Below are 16,873 nucleotides of genomic sequence, written 5' to 3' on the forward strand. Positions count from 1 at the left end.
GGAATGAAAATGCCGGCCAAAACAGGTCAGGAGTATATGGAGCGGCTCAAGCGGGCGAAAAGCAGCGTGTACATCCACGGGGAAAAAGTTGAGGATGTCACTGTTCATCCGGCGTTCCGCAACGTCGTCCGTTCGATGGCGGCGCTTTACGACCGGCAATATGAAAAGCCGGAGAAAATGTTGTACCGGTCGCCGACAACCGGGCAACTCGTCGGCATGACGTTCATTCAGCCGACAACCATTGACGAGCTCATCGCCCGCCGCGAGGCGACGCAAGAATGGGCGCGCATGTCGGCCGGAATGATGGGGCGCTCGCCTGATTATTTGAATGCCGAAGTCATGGCCATGGGCATCGCCAACGATTTGTTTGCCGAAGACGATCCGATGTTTGCCGAAAACGCGAAAAACTACTATGAATACGCACGTGAAAACGATATCAGCTTGACGCACACGCTCATCCATCCGCAAATGAACCGCGGCAAGGCGCTTCATGAGCAGAAAGACGCCGATGTGCCGCTCCATTTGGTCGAACGGCGGAAAGACGGGATCATCGTCAGCGGCATCCGCCTGTTGGCGACGCAAGGCGGGATTACCGATGAAATTTTAGTGTTTCCGTCGACCGTGAAAAAATCGACAGCTGGTGAAGACCCGTACGCGCTCGCCTTTGCCATTCCGAACAATACGCCGGGCGTCAAGTTCATCGTCTTTGGCGAGGAGACCCCCACTTCAACGACCAAAGGGAGTAAGTGGGGGAGGAATCGCTTTTTTTGTTTTTGTATCACTAAAAAATATGATATAATATATTATATAATATATTTAGTGAAAGAGAGGTGAGACAAATGGACATGACGTTAACAGCCAAAATCAAAATTTACCCAACAGCGGAACAAGCAGAAGTATTGAAAGCTACCCTTTCCGCTTATCGACAAGCGTGCAACGCTGTATCTGTTGTGATTTTTGACACAAAAGTGCTTGTACAAGCCAAGTTACACGACATGACCTATCGTCTACTTCGATCAAACTACGCTTTGCGTTCGCAAATGGCGCAATCTGTGATTAAAACGGTGATCGCTAGATACCGTTCCCTAAAAAGCAATGGTCACGAATGGACATTGGTTCGCTTTAAAAAGCCTGAATATGACCTCGTTTGGAATCGAGATTACTCCATTGTTCAAGGGTTATTTTCTGTCAATACACTAGAAGGACGAATCAAAGTGCCATTCGAACCAAAAGGCATGGAACAATATTTTGATGGCTCATGGACGTTTGGCACAGCCAAACTCGTCTACAAGCATAACAAATTCTTTTTGCACATTCCCATGACCAAAACGATTCCAACCGTGGATGAACACAACATTCGCCAAGTGGTCGGTGTCGATGTAGGGGTTAACTTTCTTGCAGTAGCTTATGATTCGCAAGGGAAAACTATCTTTTTTAACGGACGAAAAATCAAGCATATGCGTGCCAAGTACAAACGAATGCGAAAAACCCTCCAGCAAAAAGGGACGGCTTCTGCGCGTCGGAAGTTGAAAACAATCGGACAACGAGAAAACCGTTGGATGACGGATGTGAACCATGCTGTCACGAAGGCACTCGTTCGTCAATATGGAGAACGTACCCTTTTTGTATTAGAAGATTTAACAGGCATTCGTGAAAAAACAGAACGTGTATGGATCCATGACCGATATGAAACCGTATCGTGGGCTTTCTATCAGTTCCGTCAAATGTTAGAGTATAAGGCACGTTTGCATGGGTCAAAAGTGATGGTGGTTGCTCCGCATTACACCTCTTTGACATGTCCAAAGTGTGGTCATACGGAAAAAGCCAATCGAAAGAAACGTACACACACCTTTTGTTGTCGAACATGCGGATATACCTCAAACGATGACCGCATTGGTGCTATGAACCTTCAACGAAAAGGAATAGAGTACATCGTTGAAGGAACGACACAGGCATGACCTGCGTCGTTGGGTAGTTGTCAACCTGCCCCCTGATGCAACCCCAAGTCAAGGAAGGAGGACGAAGTCCGCTCGCACTTCTGGGGAGTTGCAAGCCCCCACTTCAAGCGTTAGCTAAGTGGGGGTAGTTGACATGTCCCATCAAGTGGTGGCAAAAAACATCGTCAAATACGGACTGCTGGCCGAAGAGCCATCCAAAACGGCATAACGGGGTGGGAGGAGAAGAGATGGTCAATGTGCGCTTGCGCCTGGCCGGCATGGGGCGGGCGATTGAGGCGAAGGCGGATCCTTGGAGCGGAACGGTGTCGTTTGGCGATCGGACGCACCGCATCGATGAATGGGAATGGGCTGCGCCTGTTGACGGGGCGATGTACGGGGTGGCGCTGAATGATGAAAAGGAGTGGGAAGCGTTGTCAACCGAAATGAACGCCCCGCCGTATGAAAAGCCGCCGGAAGGCCCGGTGCTGTATATGAAGCCGGCAAACACCATCAACGCCCATCGGCGGCCGGTGCTGCTGCCTCGCGGGGTGAAGCATCTTCAGGCGGCTCCGGCGCTCGGGATTGTCATCGGACGGACGGCGGCGCGCGTGCCGTGCGAGCAGGCGCTCGATGTTGTATTCGGCTATACGATCGTCCATGATCTCTCCATTCCCCATAAGCAGCGTTACCGCCCGGCGGTGAAGGAGCAGGCGCGCGACGGCTTTGCCCCGGTCGGCCCGTGGATCGTCAGCCATGACGAAGTCGGCGATCCGATGGCGCTTCGGCTGCGGACGTATGTCAATGGAGCAGTGGTTCAGGAAGGGTATACGGGCGACATGATCTTTTCCATCCCGTATTTGCTCGAGTACATCACCGAATTCATGACGCTCGCGCCGGGCGACGTCATGTTGACCGGCACGCCGAAAGGAGCGGTGAACGTCCAGCCCGGCGATGAAGTCGTGACGGAAATCGAACGCATCGGCCGGCTGGTCAATTACATCGCCTAGCCAAAGGGGGAGAGAGGATGCCGCACTTTATTGTGGAATACACGGCCAATCTCGGTGAAGAAGCCGACATTCGCGGATTGCTGGAAAAAGTCCACCGCGTGCTGATCAAGCGGCGCGATTCGTTTCCTATCGGCGGCATCCGGTCGCGCGCGATTCGCCTTGACGAGTACTATGTGGCCGACGGGGCCGAAGACGATGCCTTTGTGCACGCGACGCTCAAAATCGGCGCCGGGCGGCCGGAACAGGTAAAAAAAGAAGTCGGCGCCGAACTGTTTGCCGTGATGAAAGACCATTTCGCCCCGCTGTTTGGCGAAACGGCGGGCGCCGCATTGGTCGCCCACCCGGATGTGCGCCTCATCTCGTTTACCGGCGAGACGACGACCGGCATGGAGATCATCCGCAACAGCGCCGCAACGTTGAAAAAAACATCGATGGAGCTCGGCGGCAAGTCGCCGCTCATCGTGTTCGCCGACGCCGATCTCGATCGGGCGCTTGACGCGGCGGTGTGGGGCGTATTTTCGCTCAATGGCGAGCGGTGCACGGCCAACTCGCGGCTTTTGCTTGAACAGTCGATTTACGATGAATTTGTCGCCCGGCTGAAAGAGCGCGTCGACCGCATCGTCATCGGCGATCCGATGAACCCCGCGACCGAACTGGGACCGCTCATTCATCGCGATCATTGGGAGCGGGTGAACCGCTATATTGAGATCGCCAAACAGGAAGGGGCGGACGTCTATGCCCCGGGCGTTCCGAAAGGGCTGGAGCGCGGCAACTTTGTGCCCCCGACATTATTGCTTAACTGCCGCAACGATATGAAAGTGGCGCAGGAAGAAATTTTCGGACCGGTCATGGCGGTCATGTCTTTCACGAGTGAAAGTGAAGAAGAGGCCATTCGGTTGGCGAACGATGTGAAATACGGGCTGGCGGCGTACGTATGGACGAACGACATGAAGCGCGGCCACCGCGTCGCCCAGGCGATCGAAAGCGGGATGGCGTGGGTCAATTCACCGAACGTCCGCGATTTGCGCATCCCGTTTGGCGGGACGAAATACAGCGGCATCGGCCGCGAAGGCGGGCATTACAGCTTTGATTTCTATACGGAAGTGCAAGTTGTCCACGTCGCGGTCGGCGATCCGCCAATCCCCGCATTCGGCAAAGGGGAGAAACAGACCGCCTTGTCTGCCGAACAGGCATAATGGCTAGTCAATGTATACGATCTAGTATATGATAAACGTATGGAAACGAAAGCGAAAAACAAAACCCAATTGGCTTACGAGTATATTCTTTCTCGCATTGAAAACGGCGTCTATGGCCCGGGATACCGGGTCGTCATCGACCAAATCGCCCGCGAGCTTGGACTCAGCAGCATCCCGGTGCGGGAGGCGATCCGCCAGCTTGAAGCGGAAGGGCTTGTCGAGTTCAAACCGTATACGGGCGCCGTTGTGAGCAACATCAACGAGAAAGAATATATCGAGACGCTGTCGGTGTTGGCTGTGCTGGAAGGCTATGCGACCGCGCTTGGCTCCGCCCATTTGACGAAGGAGGCGATCAACGAGCTTGAGCGGTTGAACGAACGGATGGAGCGGGCGCTTGAAGAGCTGGAGCTGGAACGGTTCAGCGAGCTGAACTATGAATTTCATTCCTTGATTTACGCCCATTGCGGCAACGCCTACCTCGAAGAGCAAATCAAGCAAATTTGGCAGCGGATGAAGCGCATCCGCGCCTACGGCTTCACCTTTGTGCCGCAGCGGGCGAAAGCATCGATCGAAGAACATAGAGAGATCATCCGTCTGTTGCATGAACAGGCGCCGCCGCATGAAATCGAACAATACGTCCGTCAACACAAAATCAACACCGCCGAAGCGTTTAAGCGGCGGCGCTGATCTTCTTCCGCCGGGTGGAGGCCTGGCGGGAGAATGATGATTTGAAAGCGTTGTCAATGTAAAAGGGGTCAAAAAAAGATGAAAAAAGGAATGTCTCGATTGCTGGCGGCATTATTGCTCATGTTCCTTGCCGCCTGTGGGAAGACGGCGACATCGGGAGGAGAGGATGAAATCAAAATTGGCGCCATTTTTTCGGCTTCCGGCGGGGCGACCCCGCTTGGCAAGCCGGAGATGGAGACGGTCAAAATGCTCGTTGAGCAATGGAACAAGCAAGGCGGCATTGATGGAAAGAAAATTAAGCTGATTGCCTATGATGACAAGTCCAACCAAAATGAGGCCGTATTATCCACGAAAAAACTCATCGAACAAGACAAAGTGACGGCCATCATCGGCGGCACGATCAGCGGCAACTCCTTAGCCATGATTCCACTCATTGAAAAAGCAGGCATTCCGTACATTTCCCTCGCCGCAAGCAAACAAATCGTCAATCCAAGCGATGGATCCTCACGTCATTGGACATTTAAAACCGCTCAAGGGGACAATATCGTCATCCAGAAGCTGCTTGGTTTTTTAAAAGAGAAAGGATGGACGAACGTCGCCTGGCTGAACGTCGCCAATGCATACGGAACGAGCGGGCATGAAGAGTTTGTGCATTATGCCCCGGAATATGGGGTGAAAGCCGTCATCGAAGAGGAGTTTGAGGCGACGGTCGATGATGCGAAAGCGATGTTGACAAAGGTGAAAAAAGCGAATCCGCAAGCCATTATCGTATGGGGAACAGCGCAGGAATCGGCGGTCGTCACGAAAAACATCCGCCAGTTGGGCATTGAGGCGCCGATTGTGGAAAGCCATGGCATCGGCACGAAAAGCTTTATTGACTTGGCCGGGGAGGCGGCCAACGGCGTATGGTTCCCTGCCGGGCGCATTTTAGTGGCCGATCAGCTTCCGGACAGCGACCCGCAAAAAGAAACGCTGCTAAAATACAAAGAACAGTTTGAGAAAGCGTACGGCTATGCCCCGACAACGTTTGGTGGACATGCGTGGGATGCGTTCCATTTGTTGGTCAATGCGATCAAGGAGGGCGGCGCGGATCAAGAGAAAATACGGTCGGCTCTGGAGAATACAAGAAAATTTATCGGCATTTCGGGCGTCTTCCATATGTCGAAAGACGACCATACAGGGCTTGACGCCGACAGTTTGGTGATGGTGCAAATTCAAGACGGCAAGTTTGTCCTTGCCGAGCAGTAAACAGGGAATGAGGTCGCTAATTCCCTTTTGTTCCACCTAACCGTTGAAGGAGGGACGGGGCATGGAAGCGTGGAGCCAGTTTGTGCAGCTGTTGTTTTCCGGGCTGACGGTCGGCAGCATTTACGCGTTGGTGGCGCTCGGGTTTGTCATTACGTACAGCGTGACCGGCATTTTAAATTTGGCTCAAGGCGATTTCGCTATGTTGGGGGCGTTGTTTTGCATTACGTTGGTCAATAACGGAGTGCCGTTTGCCGCGGCCATCGGTTTGAGCATGCTTGCGGTGATGGTCGTCGGTGGGCTGTTTGAGCGGCTGGCGATTCAGCCGGCGCGCCGTTCGCCTGTCGCGGTGCTCATTATCATTACGATCGGGGCGTCGTTTGTATTCCGCGGGATCGCCTTGCTTGTTTGGGGGACGGATCCGTACGCGCTGCGCCCCTTTACGGGCCATGGGGCGCTTGAGGTGTTTGGAGCGGTCATCCAATGGCAAAGCGTCTGGGCGATCGTCATTTCGCTCGCAAGTTTTGCCGCCTTGCATCTGTTTTTTCACCGAACATACATCGGCAAGGCGGTGGCGGCCTGCGTCATCAATCCGTTTGCCGCTCGGTTGATGGGGATTGACATCCGCAAAATGTCGCTTGGCGCGATTGCCGTCAGCGCCGGTCTTGGAGCGCTGGCGGGAATCGTCATCGCCCCGATTTCGGGCGCGTCTTATGATATGGGAATGATGATCGGGCTGAAGGCGTTCATCGCCGCTGTTGTCGGGGGATTGACGAACGCCCCGGCGGCGATCGCCGGTGCGTTTCTCGTCGGGCTGCTTGAATCATTTGCGGAAGGATACTTGTCCTCGGGGTACAAAGAAGCGATCAGCTTCGGGCTGCTATTGCTTGTTCTGTTTTTCATGCCAAACGGGCTGTTTGCCAAGATGACAGGAAAACGAGTGTAAGGGGGGCGGATGGATGGAGCACGGTCAACGAATGACGGATGGACGGAAACGATGGCTCTTGCTTGTTGGCGCAGCCGTCTGGCTCGGTCTCCCTTGGCTCGTCTTCGGCAATAACTACGTGCTAAGCACTCTGATTCTCATCGGGCTGTACGCGCTCGTAAGCACAGGGATGACGCTGTTGATGGGGTATGCGGGCCAAATTTCGCTCGGCCAGGCGGCGTTTTACGGCATCGGGGCTTATGCGTCCGCCTATTTGACCGCGCATGCGGGATGGCCGTCCTGGCTGGCGCTGGCTGCCGGCGCGGTTTTGGCTGCTTTGGTGGCGCTTGTGGTCGGCATCCCAGTTTTTCGGCTGCGTGAGCATTATTTGGCGTTGGCGACGTTAGGCTTTGGCGTCATTATGTTTACATTTTTCAAGGAATGGAAAGAGATCACGGGAGGGCTGAATGGTTTTTTTGGCATTCCGCCGATCCGTATAGCCGGGGTTCCGTTGCAAAGCGATCTCCAGTTTTACTACCTCGTTTCGTTGTTTGTTCTGGCCGGGTTATGGTTTGCCCATAATATTGTCCGCTCCCGGGTCGGAAGGGCGCTGCGGGCGATTCATGGAAGTGAAGTGGCCGCAAGTTCGCTTGGGGTGAACATTATGAAATACAAGCTGCAAATCTTTATGCTCAGCGCGGTCTACGCTTCGATTGCCGGGAGCTTATACGCCCATTACGTCACGTTTATCAATCCGGACTTATTCGGCATCGTCCCGTCGATTTCCTTTTTGATTATGGTGGTGATCGGTGGATCGGCCCATGTGTGGGGCGGGCTCGTCGGCGCTGCCGTCTATGTCTGCTTAGGAGAATGGCTCAAAGCCGTTGTCCCGCTGTTGCTTCCGAATGCCGGCGGAGAGTTTGAAATTGTCTTTTTTGGCTTGTTGTTGGTGGTCATGTTGATTTATATGCCGAACGGGTTGACGGGTGTGATGCAAAAGAGGATGCGGCGCTTTTTGGAAATGGGCGGACGTCAAGAGAAGCAGATAGCCGCAGTTGAGGGGCATAAGGCGCGTTCGATCGGAGGGGAGCGGGGATGAGCGCAGTGTTGCTCGAAGTGGAGCAATTGTCCAAGTCATTTGGCGGCGTTCAGGCGGTGCAGAACGTGTCCTTTCACGTGAAAAAAGAAGAAATCGTCGCGGTGATCGGGCCGAACGGGGCAGGCAAAACGACCTTGTTCAATATGATCAGCGGCATTATTCCGCCGACGAGTGGTCTCGTTCGTTTTCAAGGAGCCATGGTCAGCGGCAAACAACCGCACGAGTTGGCGATGCTGGGAATGACAAGGACGTTTCAAAACTTGCAGCTGTTTTCTGATATGACGGTGTTGGAAAATGTGATGGTCGGATTTCATTCACGGTTGAAGAGCGGAATCCTCAGCGCCGGCTTTCGGCTGCCGCGTACGGTGAAAGAAGAAAGGCAAGCGCAGAAACAGGCGTTTTCCTGCCTCGAGCAGGTCGGTTTGGCCCATCTCGCCTGCAAGCGGGCAGGCACGCTGCCATATGGGATGCAGCGGCTCGTGGAAATCGCTCGGGCGGCTGTGTCTCGTCCTTCGCTCATTTTGCTTGACGAGCCGATGGCCGGGCTGAACCCGCAAGAATCAAAGCAGCTCGTTGATGTGTTGCTGGCGATGAGGGAACAAGGCTTTACCTTTTTGTTCGTGGAACATGATATGGAAACGGTGATGGCGATCGCCGACCGGATCGTCGTCCTCGATTATGGGAAAAAAATCGCCGAAGGGGCGCCGGAAGAGATTGCGCGGCATCCTGATGTCATCAAGGCGTATTTGGGAGAGGAGGCGGTCTGATGCTCGTGCTTCGCAACGTTCATGTCTACCACGGCCATTTGCACGTGTTAAAAGGGGTCAGTTTGCAAGTGGACGAAGGAAAAATCGTCACTGTTGTCGGCGCCAACGGGGCGGGCAAAAGCACGCTGCTCGGCACGATTGCCGGCGTCTACGCTCCAACCGAAGGGGAGATTCTTTTTGAACATAAACCGCTTCCATACGGAAAGGTGGAGCAAATTGTTGAAAAAGGCATTTGCCTTGTGCCGGAGAGGCGGCAAATTTTTGACAGCCTGTCCGTGAGGGATAACTTGCTGCTGGGGGCGTACCGCCGCCACCGCCGCGACGGACAGGAAGTGAAGCGCGACTATGAGCGGGTGCTTGAACTGTTCCCGAAACTGCAAACGATGCTCGACCGTCCGGGAGGACTATTAAGCGGCGGCGAACAGCAAATGCTGGCGATCGCCCGCGGGCTGATGGCGAGACCGAAGCTGCTCTTGCTTGACGAACCATCGTTAGGGCTGGCGCCGCTTGTGGTCAAGGAAGTGATGGGGATGCTGACACAGCTCTGCGATCAATTTCAGACGGCCATGATTCTTGTCGAGCAAAACGTGCGTGCCGCCCTGCAGACAGCGGATGAGGCGTATGTGTTGGAACGGGGAAGCATCGTGGTGCACGGGAAGGCCGCCGAGCTGCTTGCCGATGAGCGGGTGGCAGAGGCGTACCTTGGAGCGGCGGGCCGCCGATGACAGCCGTATATCGTCGTTGTTTCTTTCCTCTATTTCTGCTATGATGGGGGTAGATTTGACCCTCATTTCGGCATGAATGGGTCTCAGCCATAGAGGCAAGATGTCGGACGAAGCGCCCGTCGTGTGGAAACATCAAGAAGGGAAGCCGTCCAACCGCCAGCTGAAGGCGTAGGGCTGCTGGATGACGAAAAGGGAAGGATGGGAGAACCGTATGGATGATCGTACATTTCGCAGAGCCATGGGAAAATTTGCGACCGGCGTGACGGTCGTGACGACCGAATTTCAAGGGGAAGCGAAAGGAATGACGGCGAACGCGTTTATGTCCGTTTCGCTCGACCCGAAACTTGTCGTCGTCTCCATTGGTCACAAAGCGCGAATGCATGACATTGTCAAGCAAACGGGGAAATTTGCCGTCAACATTTTGCGGCGCGATCAAGAGGAGTTGTCGCGCTTGTTTGCCGGCCAGTTGAAAGAAGAACGCCATGTTTCGTTTGATTGGGTGAACGGCCATCCGATTTTGCCGGAGGCGTTGGCGAATATTTTATGCAACGTCCACAGCACGTACGTGGCCGGCGATCATACGCTTTACTTTGGGGAAGTGACCGATATTTTGATGAAAGACGAACCGGGCGACCCGCTCTTGTTTTTTGAAGGGAAGTACCGGAGCATTGGACAATAAGCGCCCTTGGATGGATCGGGGCCGCTATGTCGATGCGGGGACGACGCAACAGGCGGTTCAGCCCGTCATCTTGCGTCCCGGCCGTTTCCATGGCGCTATTAGAAAAGGTGTCCCGCTGTTTGGGACACCTTCGTTGTTATTTTTTCAATACATCGTGATCAACGTACCGTTCGCCGTTCAGTTCGCTGATGACGTTGATGGCGACTTTCGCCCCGTCACCCGCTGTGATGATCGTATGAACGCTGACGCCGGCCACCGTCCCCGCCGCCCAAATGCCGTCGATGTTCGTTTTGCCATTGGCGTCGACGTCAATCACCGTTTTAATGCGCGGCTCCGTGCCCGGTTTGGTGCGCAGGCCGATTTTTTCCGCCAGATCCGTGGCGACGCCGGTGGCGAAAATGACGTGTTTCGCCTCAAAGGAGCCGTTTTCCGTTTCGAGGCGGAAGCCGCCGTCCGTTTTTTGCACGTCTGTCACTTGCGTTTCCACCAATTCCGCGCCGAATTTCGCGGCTTGCCGTTTTCCTGTTTCGACCAATTCCGGGCCGCTGATTTCCGGAACACCGTAATGGTTTTCCACCCAAGCGCGCTTGGTCATGCCTTTGTCGCTGTCAAACAACACTGTTTTCTTTCCCGCTTTGGCGGCGAAGATCGCAGCGCTCGCTCCCGCCGGTCCAGCGCCGATGATGGCGATGTCGTACATCGTGACCGCCTCCTTGTTTTGAATATTGGCACTATCATTCATTACTTTATCACAAATGGAAAAAGGGTCCAAATGATCTGCTTTTTATTTATAATTGCTATCATTTTATATTTACTTTAAATAATTATGGGCGTATAATAGATACCAAACACGCAGCAAAGGGGAGGAAACGCGTGAATAAACCGGCCGTTTGTGAACAGTGCGGCCAGCCGTTGCGGCGGCTGAAACACTCACTGCTTTGCCAATGCGGGACGAAAATTGTGGTTCAAAAATCATATCGCTAAAAACGATTTCCTGTTTCTGTCGTATTCAACCGGCGAATGGCGCCGGTTTTTTTCTGTCCTCATTTGGGGCGGCGGCGAATATATAAAAGTAAAACCGCATTTTTCACAAGGGTTGGTGCCGCTGATGCACGACGAACGAGATTTGGGCGCCCGCTTGGCCGCTTTTTACCGAGGGATGGCGGAGTGGGTGGGACAAAAGCAGAAGTATTTTCCTCTTCCATCCCATGAAGAGAGCCGGGATCAGTTGCTTGCTTACTTATATATGAGGGAGCATATGCCGTCGGATTTGCATGAAGCGATGGAAGACGCCGGATGGCGGCTCGAGGGGCAAGAGGCTCATCTCATCGACGCGATCGAACAAGTTTTGGCATATTTGCGCACGCGGGTTGATGGCGGATGGGAGCTTCGAAAGATGACAAGAAAGGAAGCGAAACAGTTGCTTCATAAACGGGCGGAGGCAGTGTTCGGAAGCCCAAGTTCTGTTCGGCCGACACGCATTATGGTGACGATGGACGAGGCATGGGTGGATGAGCCGGGGCTGATCGAGCGGCTGCTTCTTTATGGCATGGACATTGCCCGCATCAACTGCGCCTACGGTTCTCCAGAAACGTGGGAGGCGCTCGTGGCCATCATTCGTCAAGCCGAGAAGCAGTTGGAGCAACAGCTGCAGGGGAGGCGATGCCGCATTTACATGGATCTGCCGGGGCCAAAAATCCGGGTCGACCGCTTGGCGGTCAACGCGGGGCCGATGAAGCTCTCTGTGAAGAAAAATCTATATGGAGAGCCAATGGAGCCGCTCTTCGGCCTCATTTCCTTCTCTTCTTCCCCGCCGCCGTCTCCGCTCCCCCGCGATGTTTCATTCTTGTGGCAGTTGACGGCTGAGGACGGAGCGACCGTCGAAGAAGGGGATGAACTGCTGTTTACCGATGTGCGCGGAAAAAAACGAAAACTTCGGGTCACGGAACAAATCGCGCCGTCTTGTTTTAAAGTTCTTCTTTCGCGGACGGCCTATGTGCAAAAAGGGATGAAACTGCGGCGCGGGTCGGCTTCCTTCACTCTATGTTCTGTTTTGTTCATTCCAATGAAAGCGTTTGTCACGGTCGGTACACCGCTGTATATTTATTTCGATGACGCTGCGTTTGCACAGGCGCAGAATGGATGCGGTGTGAAAATGACGACGACGTTGGCGAAAGCGTGGCGCAATGTGCGGGCGGGAGACCGCCTTTATTTGAACGACGGCCAAATTGCAGCGCGGGTCGTGAAAGTGCACGAGCGGCATGTAGAGGCCAAAGTCGTTGCCGATGGCGGAAAGCGAAAAGCGATTAAGCAAGGAACGGGCATCCATCTTCCCGATTCGTTTCTCCATTTGACGGTTCCGCCGCTCACCGACCGCGACCTTGAATGGATTCCGTTCATCGCGAGATGGGCGGATATCGTCGGGCTGTCGTTTGTTCAGGCCCCTCATGACCTGCGAAAGCTTTATCATTTGCTTGCCGAACAAGGGGCTGGTTCTCTCCCGGTGATCGCGAAAATCGAAACGCGGGCGGCGCTTCATAACTTCGTTCGCATCTTGCTTGAGGGATTGAAGTTTCCGGCGTTTGGTGTGATGATTGCGCGCGGCGATTTGGCCCTGGAGATTGGATTTGAACATCTTGCGGCCGCACAGAACGACGTTTTGGCGCTATGCCGGGCGGCTCACATCCCGGTCATTTGGGCGACGCAAGTGCTTGAACAAATGGCGAAAAAGGGAATTCCGTCGCGCGCGGAAATCTCGGATGTTTTTGTTGGAAAACAGGCGCAATGCATCATGTTGAACAAAGGAAGGCATATTGCGGAGGCGGTGCGCTTATTGTCGTCGTTGTTGGAAAAGGAGGAGAGGCAGAGTGGATCGCTGGCGATGCCGAAAACGGACGGCGAACGGATGAACCTGCTTAACTTGTGGGAGGATGAAGGGTGAGCGTTGGCCACTGCTTCCGCCGTCTGTTTGAGAAATGAGCCGCGCCAAAAAAGGAGTCCTGCTGTGTTAGGGGGCTCCATATTTTTTGTCTAAATGTAAACCTATATAAAAATAAAGTTGACAAATAAAAAACACATCAGGCACAATAGAAACAAATATTTGGAGAGGAGGGAAGATGTGCGAATCCATTCCTTTGTTTGGGCGGCATTTTTTGCCGCGTTGACGGCTGTTGGTGGGTGGATCAAAATTCCGGTGCCGTATGTGCCGTTTACGCTGCAAATCGCGGCGGTGTACTTGGCCGGCTGTCTGCTTGGCCCAAAAATCGGAGCGCTTAGCCAACTTCTATATGTCTTGATTGGGCTGGCGGGCGCGCCCGTGTTTGCGGAAGGAGGCGGGCTCGGTTATATTTGGAAGCCGACGTTTGGCTATTTGCTCGGTTTCATCGCCGGGGCGTATACGTGCGGCTTGCTTGTCCGCCGCTTTCAATGGACAAGAGCGAGAGACATATTGATGGCGAATGCAGCGGCATTGTTGGTCGTGTATGTGTTTGGCTGCGCGTGGCTGTACATAGCGATGAAATGGATCGCGGGGGCTCCGCTTTCCATCGGCCAAACGCTATGGTTCGGCTTTCTTCTCCCGGTGCCGGGAGATCTCGTGCTTTGCGCCGTTTGTTCGGTCATCGCGGCGCGCGTATGGCCGCGCGTCCGACCGATCATGATGACTCGAGGGATGGGGGGATAAGAGAATGGGGCAAGCCATTTTCATGACGGGAACAGGAACAGAAATCGGCAAAACGGTCGTCACTTCCATCGTGGCGTTGGCGCTGGAGCGGCTTGGGATGAGCGTAAGCGTGTTGAAACCGGTTCAGACTGGACTGGCCGAAGACGGGGTGTCGTTTGCCGAACAATATTGGTACGAACGAGTGGCGAAGCTTTCCGCATCAGAAGGCATGTACTATATGGAACCGGCGATGTCGCCGCATTTAGCGGCGAAGTTGACCGGCACGTCCATCGAACCAGAGAGGGTGGCTGAACGGTTGGAATGGTTGAAGCAGCGCTATGATGTGGTGCTCGTCGAAGGAGCGGGAGGGTTGGCCGTTCCGTGGTGTGAGCGCGACGGACGATTCTATATGACGAGTGATTTCCTTCGTGATTATCAGCTGCCGGCGATTCTCGTGTCGCTCTCAAGCCTTGGTGCGATTCATCACGCGGTGACGACGGCGGCGTATGCCGACGCGCAAGGCATTCGTCTGCTTGGCCTGATGTTTAATCAGTTTCAGGAACAAGAGATCATCCACCAAAACAATGTCGAAACGATCGCCGCCTTGCTTCGGCTGCCGGTGCTGGCGGTCGTGCCGCTCCTTCCTGCAGTCTCAAGGAGGGAACTGGAAACCCTAGCTCAGCATTGGATCGAACAAGGAAAGGCGAAACAACTGCTGGAGGTGCTTGGCGTTGGCGTATAGGTACGAGCAATTGGAACAGTGGGACAAGCAGTACGTCTGGCATCCATTTACGCAAATGAAGCAGTATGCCAAAGAACGCCCCTTGATCATTGAACGCGGGCAAGGAAGCTATTTGTACGATGTCGACGGCAACCGGTACTTGGACGGCTATGCGTCGCTATGGGTCAATGTCCACGGCCATAACGATCCGGAGCTGAATGCGGCGCTTCGCGAGCAATTGGAGAAAATTGCCCATTCGACATTGCTTGGTTCGGCGAATGTGCCGTCGATTTTGTTGGCCAAACGGCTGCTTGAATATTGGCCGCACATGTCAAAAGTGTTTTATTCCGATACCGGGGCGGCGGCGGTGGAAATCGCGCTCAAGATCGCCTATCAGTATTGGAAAAACATCGACCCGGTCCAATATGCGAAGAAGAACAAGTTTGTCTCGTTGAAGGAAGCGTACCACGGCGATACGGTCGGGGCGGTGAGCGTTGGCGGCATGGAAACGTTCCACCGCATTTTTGCGCCGCTTTTGTTTGAGCGGATCGAAGTGCCGTCGCCGTACGTGTACCGTATGGACGAATACGGAAGCGAGCAGGAGATCGTCGGCTATTGTTTGCGTGAGCTGGAACGGGTGCTTGAGGAGCAGCACGATCAAATCGCCGCGGTTGTCATCGAGCCGCTTGTGCAAGGAGCGGCGGGGATCATCGTCCATCCGCGCGGGTTTTTAAAAGGAGTGGAAAGGCTTTGCCGCCGGTATGGGGTGCTCTTCATTTGCGACGAGGTCGCCGTCGGCTTTGGCCGCACCGGCACGATGTTCGCTTGTGAGCAGGAAGAGGTGAAGCCTGATCTTGTCTGCCTTGGGAAAGGGATTACTGGAGGATATTTGCCGCTCGCGGCCACACTGGTCACGGAAGAGATTTATGCGGCATTTCTCGGCGATGTGGACGAAGACAAAACGTTTTACCACGGCCATACGTATACGGGGAATCAGCTCACTTGTTCCGTTGCGCTGAAAAACATTGAGCTCATCGAAAAACGCAGCTTGATTGACAGCGTAAAGCGGAAGGCGCGCCGGCTGGCCGAATGGCTTGAGCGGTTGTATGAAATTCCAATTGTTGGCGACATCCGGCAAAAAGGCTTGATGTGCGGCATTGAAATCGTGAAAGACCGAAGAACGAAAGAAGTGTTTCCGCGCGCGGCCATGGTGGAGCACCGGATCATCCTTGAGGCGCGCCGGAGGGGGCTTGTCATCCGTCCGCTCGGCCCGGTGTTGACGTTCATACCAGTTCTTTCGATGAGCGAAGACGAAATGGCTGAGGCGGTGCGCATTTTGTTCGATTCGCTTGCCTGTTTGTACGAACAGGCGCGCGCAGAGTTTCTATAAGCGGGGGCGGCGGACAGTAACGGGTTCGGTTCAGAAGTACAAAATCAAAAAAAACAGTACAAATAACAGCGTAATTAGCACAAAATTCGAACTAAATTTAACAAGGTAAAAAGCACATTAAAACGCTTGGGTTTATTCCAAGCGTTTTAAACTAAAATTATATTGACTTGTTAAATCAAGACTGTTACTAAAAGGTTACTACCGTACTTCAATTACAAAGGCATAACTTGAATCTCCCTTTTCCCATCTTGCTGAAACATCATACACATAAACACCTTTTTCTTTTGGTAATAGTATCACATTATCATTTATTGGAACATTTTCTGTTTTTATATTTGTAAGCCATCTATTTACTACTAATGTATTTTCTTTAGGCTCGTCTTTGAATTCTATTTTCAATTGGGAATTTGGTGGTACAACCACAGGTTTTAGTTCTTGATTTTTAATGAGTTCTGGCGGAGAACTTGTATCAGCACAAACAGAATTAAGTAATCCATTCCAACAATACGAACCTTGTGTCACTTCTACCTTTTTTTCTCCAACAGTTATGGTTGGTAAAGGTGGTTTAGCACTAAATAGTCCAATAACAAAATAACCACCAATGCCTAACACAATTAATACTAATAATGGAATTAAAAACTTTTTCATACACTTCCCTCCTCGTGGGTTAATTTTCCCTTTGCTAATTTTCTAAGTAATCTATATATTACCCGTGGTGCTAGTTGAGCTTTAGCGCTCAACTAGCCCAAGTGTAACCAGGGAATAAGCTAACAATATACCGTCTAGTGCCACTTCAAATCCGATAATCGAATTGGCTCGGATCCCCGTGATGCG

General features: G+C 53.2%; 15 protein-coding genes and 3 pseudogenes. 15 read left to right on the forward strand and 3 right to left on the reverse strand.

Features of this window, described 5'->3' with window-relative positions:
* Positions 1–9: 9 nt before the first annotated feature.
* The 11 genes and pseudogenes from ACVBDQ_RS02940 to ACVBDQ_RS02990 all read left to right on the forward strand — a co-directional run.
* Positions 10–702, forward strand: a pseudogene (locus ACVBDQ_RS02940) (4-hydroxyphenylacetate 3-hydroxylase N-terminal domain-containing protein); the annotation flags it as partial.
* 137 nt (positions 703–839) lie between these two features.
* Positions 840–1,958, forward strand: coding sequence for an RNA-guided endonuclease InsQ/TnpB family protein (locus ACVBDQ_RS02945; RefSeq protein ID WP_446663037.1), 1,119 nt, complete (start codon positions 840–842; stop codon positions 1,956–1,958).
* A gap of 227 nt (positions 1,959–2,185) precedes the next feature.
* Positions 2,186–2,944 carry a fumarylacetoacetate hydrolase family protein gene (locus ACVBDQ_RS02950; protein ID WP_060788785.1) on the forward strand — a complete coding sequence of 253 codons (759 nt, stop codon included), beginning with the start codon at positions 2,186–2,188 and terminating at the stop codon, positions 2,942–2,944.
* 32 nt (positions 2,945–2,976) lie between these two features.
* Positions 2,977–4,140, forward strand: a pseudogene (locus ACVBDQ_RS02955) (aldehyde dehydrogenase family protein); the annotation flags it as partial.
* A gap of 39 nt (positions 4,141–4,179) precedes the next feature.
* Positions 4,180–4,827: a GntR family transcriptional regulator gene (locus ACVBDQ_RS02960; protein ID WP_060788246.1), complete on the forward strand. Its 648-nt coding sequence runs from the start codon at positions 4,180–4,182 to the stop codon at positions 4,825–4,827.
* 78 nt (positions 4,828–4,905) lie between these two features.
* Positions 4,906–6,075, forward strand: a complete 1,170-nt coding sequence (locus ACVBDQ_RS02965) for an ABC transporter substrate-binding protein (protein ID WP_068894908.1) — start codon at positions 4,906–4,908, stop codon at positions 6,073–6,075.
* Positions 6,076–6,136: 61 nt separating this feature from the next.
* On the forward strand, positions 6,137–7,018 hold the full coding sequence (locus tag ACVBDQ_RS02970; RefSeq protein WP_011232495.1) for a branched-chain amino acid ABC transporter permease: 882 nt from the start codon (positions 6,137–6,139) through the stop codon (positions 7,016–7,018).
* A gap of 13 nt (positions 7,019–7,031) precedes the next feature.
* Positions 7,032–8,096 carry a branched-chain amino acid ABC transporter permease gene (locus ACVBDQ_RS02975; RefSeq protein ID WP_446663038.1) on the forward strand — a complete coding sequence of 355 codons (1,065 nt, stop codon included), beginning with the start codon at positions 7,032–7,034 and terminating at the stop codon, positions 8,094–8,096.
* A complete protein-coding gene (locus tag ACVBDQ_RS02980) occupies positions 8,093–8,863 on the forward strand; it encodes an ABC transporter ATP-binding protein (protein ID WP_011232493.1) in 771 nt (256 codons plus the stop codon). The genes ACVBDQ_RS02975 and ACVBDQ_RS02980 overlap by 4 nt, the downstream gene beginning before the upstream one ends.
* The gene (locus ACVBDQ_RS02985) at positions 8,863–9,588 is read left to right on the forward strand and encodes an ABC transporter ATP-binding protein (protein ID WP_011232492.1); all 726 of its coding nucleotides are present in this window, start codon (positions 8,863–8,865) and stop codon (positions 9,586–9,588) included. The genes ACVBDQ_RS02980 and ACVBDQ_RS02985 overlap by 1 nt, the downstream gene beginning before the upstream one ends.
* A gap of 211 nt (positions 9,589–9,799) precedes the next feature.
* Positions 9,800–10,267, forward strand: coding sequence for a flavin reductase family protein (locus tag ACVBDQ_RS02990; RefSeq protein ID WP_011232491.1), 468 nt, complete (start codon positions 9,800–9,802; stop codon positions 10,265–10,267).
* Positions 10,268–10,403: 136 nt separating this feature from the next.
* Here the strand turns inward: ACVBDQ_RS02990 and ACVBDQ_RS02995 are convergent, their stop codons facing one another.
* Positions 10,404–10,967: an FAD-dependent oxidoreductase gene (locus ACVBDQ_RS02995; protein WP_011232490.1), complete on the reverse strand. Its 564-nt coding sequence runs from the start codon at positions 10,965–10,967 to the stop codon at positions 10,404–10,406.
* 408 nt (positions 10,968–11,375) lie between these two features.
* Here ACVBDQ_RS02995 and ACVBDQ_RS03000 point away from each other — a divergent pair, with 408 nt between their 5' ends.
* The 4 genes from ACVBDQ_RS03000 (at position 11,376) to bioA (ending at position 16,039) form a co-directional block, all read left to right on the forward strand.
* A complete protein-coding gene (locus ACVBDQ_RS03000; protein ID WP_305142500.1) occupies positions 11,376–13,208 on the forward strand; it encodes a pyruvate kinase in 1,833 nt (610 codons plus the stop codon).
* Positions 13,209–13,385: 177 nt separating this feature from the next.
* Positions 13,386–13,949, forward strand: a complete 564-nt coding sequence (locus tag ACVBDQ_RS03005) for a biotin transporter BioY (RefSeq protein WP_011232488.1) — start codon at positions 13,386–13,388, stop codon at positions 13,947–13,949.
* Positions 13,950–13,953: 4 nt separating this feature from the next.
* Positions 13,954–14,670, forward strand: coding sequence for a dethiobiotin synthase (gene bioD / locus ACVBDQ_RS03010; RefSeq protein ID WP_011232487.1), 717 nt, complete (start codon positions 13,954–13,956; stop codon positions 14,668–14,670).
* Positions 14,660–16,039: an adenosylmethionine--8-amino-7-oxononanoate transaminase gene (gene bioA / locus ACVBDQ_RS03015; protein ID WP_446663039.1), complete on the forward strand. Its 1,380-nt coding sequence runs from the start codon at positions 14,660–14,662 to the stop codon at positions 16,037–16,039. The genes bioD and bioA overlap by 11 nt, the downstream gene beginning before the upstream one ends.
* Positions 16,040–16,237: 198 nt before the next feature.
* On the opposite strand, the gene ACVBDQ_RS03020 is transcribed toward bioA, so the two are convergent.
* Positions 16,238–16,687 (reverse strand): hypothetical protein, encoded by a 450-nt coding sequence (locus ACVBDQ_RS03020; RefSeq protein WP_025039205.1) that lies wholly within the window; start codon positions 16,685–16,687, stop codon positions 16,238–16,240.
* An 81-nt stretch (positions 16,688–16,768) separates the two neighbouring features.
* Positions 16,769–16,873 (reverse strand): annotated as a pseudogene (locus ACVBDQ_RS03025) (IS982 family transposase); the annotation flags it as partial.

The organism is Geobacillus sp. CCR (assembly GCF_052906625.1).

What these genes read in the sequence shown, in the direction of transcription:
- ACVBDQ_RS02945 (WP_446663037.1), top strand. Translation starts at nt 840, where the DNA reads ATGGACATGACGTTAACAGCCAAAATCAAAATTTACCCAACAGCGGAA.
- ACVBDQ_RS02950 (WP_060788785.1), top strand. Translation starts at nt 2,186, where the DNA reads ATGGTCAATGTGCGCTTGCGCCTGGCCGGCATGGGGCGGGCGATTGAG.
- ACVBDQ_RS02960 (WP_060788246.1), top strand. Translation starts at nt 4,180, where the DNA reads ATGGAAACGAAAGCGAAAAACAAAACCCAATTGGCTTACGAGTATATT.
- ACVBDQ_RS02965 (WP_068894908.1), top strand. Translation starts at nt 4,906, where the DNA reads ATGAAAAAAGGAATGTCTCGATTGCTGGCGGCATTATTGCTCATGTTC.
- ACVBDQ_RS02970 (WP_011232495.1), top strand. Translation starts at nt 6,137, where the DNA reads ATGGAAGCGTGGAGCCAGTTTGTGCAGCTGTTGTTTTCCGGGCTGACG.
- ACVBDQ_RS02975 (WP_446663038.1), top strand. Translation starts at nt 7,032, where the DNA reads ATGGAGCACGGTCAACGAATGACGGATGGACGGAAACGATGGCTCTTG.
- ACVBDQ_RS02980 (WP_011232493.1), top strand. Translation starts at nt 8,093, where the DNA reads ATGAGCGCAGTGTTGCTCGAAGTGGAGCAATTGTCCAAGTCATTTGGC.
- ACVBDQ_RS02985 (WP_011232492.1), top strand. Translation starts at nt 8,863, where the DNA reads ATGCTCGTGCTTCGCAACGTTCATGTCTACCACGGCCATTTGCACGTG.
- ACVBDQ_RS02990 (WP_011232491.1), top strand. Translation starts at nt 9,800, where the DNA reads ATGGATGATCGTACATTTCGCAGAGCCATGGGAAAATTTGCGACCGGC.
- ACVBDQ_RS02995 (WP_011232490.1), bottom strand. Translation starts at nt 10,967, where the DNA reads ATGTACGACATCGCCATCATCGGCGCTGGACCGGCGGGAGCGAGCGCT.
- ACVBDQ_RS03000 (WP_305142500.1), top strand. Translation starts at nt 11,376, where the DNA reads ATGCACGACGAACGAGATTTGGGCGCCCGCTTGGCCGCTTTTTACCGA.
- bioD (WP_011232487.1), top strand. Translation starts at nt 13,954, where the DNA reads ATGGGGCAAGCCATTTTCATGACGGGAACAGGAACAGAAATCGGCAAA.
- ACVBDQ_RS03020 (WP_025039205.1), bottom strand. Translation starts at nt 16,687, where the DNA reads ATGAAAAAGTTTTTAATTCCATTATTAGTATTAATTGTGTTAGGCATT.